This is a genomic window from Rhodovulum sp. (genome assembly GCF_011048875.1).
GTDB classification, from domain to species: domain Bacteria; phylum Pseudomonadota; class Alphaproteobacteria; order Rhodobacterales; family Rhodobacteraceae; genus Rhodovulum; species Rhodovulum tesquicola.
Genome location: NZ_DSDD01000455.1, coordinates 1 through 3,058, shown reverse-complemented (window position 1 = coordinate 3,058; position 3,058 = coordinate 1). Strand labels below are relative to the sequence as shown.

Sequence of the window (3,058 nt, the reverse complement as noted above, 5' to 3'; positions counted from 1 at the left end):
GGATCGCGAGATCGCCGCAGCCGAGGGGCGTCGGATCGTCCGGCAGGTCCGCGTGACGACGGCGAAGGGGCTCTAAGCCATGGGTCTCTTCGACCGTTTACGCCGCCGGTCCACCGGCGGCCCCGCGTCCTCCGGGCTTACGCGGCTCCCCCGGAGCCACGGTCCCTCCGGACTGCGCGCCCGCCTCGAAGGTGCGATGGCGAAGCGCCGGCTGCGCGGCTGGAACCCGCCGCTCGAGAACATCAACGCGCTGGTCGCCTCGGGCGGTCCGCGACTGCTGGCGCGGTCCCGTGAACTGGTGGTCACGAACGGCTATGCCGCCAATGCCTGCGAGGCCTTTGCCGCGAACCTTGTCGGCGACGGGATCAAGCCGTCCTCGCTCATCGGCGACGCGGATCTCCGCGACCGGGTGCAGCGGCTCTGGCTCGCCTGGACCGACGAGGCGGATGCGGACGGGCTGACCGACTTCTACGGCCTGCAGGCCATGGTCGCGCGCGAGATGTTCGTCGCCGGCGAGTGCTTCGTCCGGCTGCGAACGCGGCGGGGTGAGCCGGGCCGCGCCACCGGTTCGAGCGGACCGGCGAACGACGGTCTGCTGGTCCCACTGCAGATGCAGCTTCTCCAGTCCGAGATGCTGCCTTTCGAGAAGACCGAGACAGCGGCCAACGGCAACCGCATCCGCTGCGGCATCGAGTTCGACCTGATTGGGCGGCGCGTAGCCTATCACTTCCGCCGCCGGCATCCGGGTGACAGCACCGACCAGGGGGCGGTGATCCCGGAGACTGTGCGCGTGCCGGCGGCCGACGTGCTGCACATCTACCGCCCCATCGACGCGGGCCAGATCCGGAGCCTGCCGCACATCGCGCCCGCCATGGTGCGGCTGTTCCTGCTCGACCAGTACGACGACGCCGAGCTCGACCGGAAGAAGACCGCGGCGATGTTCGCGGGCTTCATCACCAAGACCGCGCCCGAAGAGCCCATGATGGGAGAGGCGGAGGCGGATCTGGATGGCGCGGCCATTGCGAGCCTCGAGCCCGGCACGATGCAGGTGCTGCTGCCGGGCGAGGACGTGAAGTTCTCGTCCCCGGCGGATGTCGGCGGCGGCTACGAGGCGTTCCAGTACCGCACGCTGCTGGCGGTCTCGGCCTCGCTGGGGCTGCCCTATCACCTCGTCACCGGCGATGTCCGGCAGGCGAACTATTCGAGCCTCAGGGCCGAGCTCGTCGAGTTCCGCCGCCGCATCGGCCAGCTGCAGCATGGCGTGCTCGTGCATCAGCTCTGCCGCGCGGTCTGGCGGCGCTGGCTGGAGACGGCGGTGCTCTCGGGCGCGCTCGGTCTCGACGATCCCGCGTTCGCGCGGCCGGTGCAGTGGATCCCGCCACGCTGGGACTGGGTCGATCCGCTGAAGGACATCCAGGCGCAGGTGCTGGCCATGGAGGCGGGCATCACCTCGCGGCGCAAGGTGGTCGAAGCCACCGGCTACGACATCGAGGAAGTCGACCGCGAGAACACGGCCGACGCCGAGCGCGCGAAGCGTCTCGGCCTCAGCTACCGCACCAGCCCCGGCGAGACGCAGGGAGCCCGGGCCACGGCACCGGGGGCGCCGGCGGAGCCAAACGATAAGGGATGAAGGATGATGGATGAAGGAGGTGCGCCTGCCGACGCGCCCTCCCTTCCTCCTTCACTTCATCCCTCATCCCTCATCCTTCATCCTTTCGAACGGAGTTCGATGTGCGTAGCTGGTACACGATCCGCGCCCGAGCTTCGGGAGCGGAAGTGCTGATCTATGACGAAATCGGCGCCTATGGCGTCTCGGCCAAGGGGTTTCTGGCGGAGCTGAGTGCGCTGCTGGACGACGCCCCCATCGATCTGCGTCTCAACAGTCCCGGCGGATCGGTCTTCGATGCGGTCGCCATCCACAACGCCCTGAGCCGTCATGCTGGCACGGTCACCGTCTGGATCGACGGCATCGCCGCCTCGGCGGCCTCCTACATCGCCATGGCGGGCGACGAGATCGTCATGCCCGAGAACGCCTTCCTGATGATCCACGACCCCGCCGGCCTCGTCATGGGCACGGCCGAGGACATGCGCGCCATGGCCGAGGCGCTCGACAAGGTGAAGGGCAGCCTCGTCTCGGGCTACGCCGCAAAATCCGGCCGGACGCCGGAGGAGGTCTCCGCGCTGATGGCCGCCGAGACCTAGTTCGATGCAGATGACGCGGTGGCGCAGGGCTTCGCCGACCGGCTGATCGAGCCTGTCCGGATCGCCGCACGCTTCGATATCGGCCGCTTCCGCAACGCCCCGCCGGTGCTGGTGGAGGCTGTCGAAGCCGAACCGGAGCCCGGCGACGACACCGACGGCACAAACACCGAGGCCACCGACGAAGTCGCCGACGGCGATCAGGTCGAGGACGACGAGGTCGCCGCTCCCGACACCCCGGAGCCGTCCGCCCAAACCCCGCCGCCGAGCGTCGCACCACTCGATCCCTCCGCGATCAGGGCGGAGGCCATCGGGCATGCCCGCGCGGTGGTCGATCTCTGCCGCCTCGCAGGCCAGCCGCAGATGGCCGGCCGGTTCCTTGAGCAGGACGCGAGCCTTGACGAGGTGCGCGCGGCGCTTCTCGCCGCAAAGGCCGAGGCCGAGGCCGAGACCGAGATCGCGCCGCATCACCCGCAGCCCGGCCGCTCCTCGGCCGCGCGCCCCTGGGGCGAGATCGTCGCCCGCACCTTCAAGCTGAAAGGATGACACCATGACCACGCTGGTCGAAGGCAAACACCCCGGCGGCTTCCTCGTCTGGGAAGCCTTCCGCGATTACACCCGCGAGACGATCACCGTCGCCTCGGGCACGCTCGAGCCCGGCACGGTGCTCGGCAAGATCACGGCCTCGGGCAAGTACGCCGCGCACGACCCCGCGGCCGTGGACGGCACCGAAACAGCCGTCGCCGTGCTCCGGGGCAAGGCGGATGCGTCCGGTGGCGATGCGCCCGCCGTCGCGGTCGTCCGCGGTCCCGCCGTCGTCAACCGCCACGACCTCGTCTTTGCCGGCACCCCCAGCGAG

At 69.9% G+C, this 3,058-nt stretch carries 4 protein-coding genes; all 4 read left to right on the top strand.

Going from position 1 to position 3,058, the window contains the following annotated elements; translation table 11 throughout:
- Nucleotides 1-196: 196 nt before the first annotated feature.
- Nucleotides 197-1,630, top strand: coding sequence for a phage portal protein (locus ENN83_RS15565; RefSeq protein WP_287188586.1), 1,434 nt, complete (start codon nt 197-199; stop codon nt 1,628-1,630).
- Between the two features lie 146 nt (nt 1,631-1,776).
- Nucleotides 1,777-2,202: a head maturation protease, ClpP-related gene (locus tag ENN83_RS15560; protein ID WP_287188584.1), complete on the top strand. Its 426-nt coding sequence runs from the start codon at nt 1,777-1,779 to the stop codon at nt 2,200-2,202.
- Between the two features lie 18 nt (nt 2,203-2,220).
- Nucleotides 2,221-2,745 carry a hypothetical protein gene (locus ENN83_RS15555; RefSeq protein ID WP_287188581.1) on the top strand — a complete coding sequence of 175 codons (525 nt, stop codon included), beginning with the start codon at nt 2,221-2,223 and terminating at the stop codon, nt 2,743-2,745.
- Between the two features lie 4 nt (nt 2,746-2,749).
- Nucleotides 2,750-3,058 (top strand): head decoration protein (locus ENN83_RS15550; RefSeq protein WP_287188579.1); only part of this gene is annotated, 309 nt, incomplete at its 3' end.